This is a genomic window from Aggregatilinea sp. (genome assembly GCF_036822615.1).
Taxonomy (GTDB): domain Bacteria; phylum Chloroflexota; class Anaerolineae; order Aggregatilineales; family Aggregatilineaceae; genus Aggregatilinea.
The window spans coordinates 21,391-21,600 of the sequence record NZ_DAISHJ010000088.1; the positions used below are offsets into that span (position 1 = coordinate 21,391).

Below are 210 nucleotides of genomic sequence, written 5' to 3' on the forward strand. Positions count from 1 at the left end.
GGGATCGTTCGTCTCGACCACGTCCACGCGCGCGAAGGGACTCCACGCCGTGCGCGTGATGCGCGCGTCCTGCGCCGAATCGTCCAGAATCAGCAGCATGGTCTTGTCGCGTGGGGCATCCTTGAGGCGAGCCGGGTCGAACTCGATCACCCCCGCCGCGAGGTTGGCGACAAACAGCGCCGCGCCGATCACCACGACCGCGCCCGCGCC

The 210-nt window shown here is 69.5% G+C and carries 1 protein-coding gene; it reads right to left on the bottom strand.

What is annotated here, in order from left to right:
* On the bottom strand, positions 1–210 hold a 210-nt coding region (locus tag V7116_RS19005; RefSeq protein ID WP_324393544.1), incomplete at both ends, for a hypothetical protein.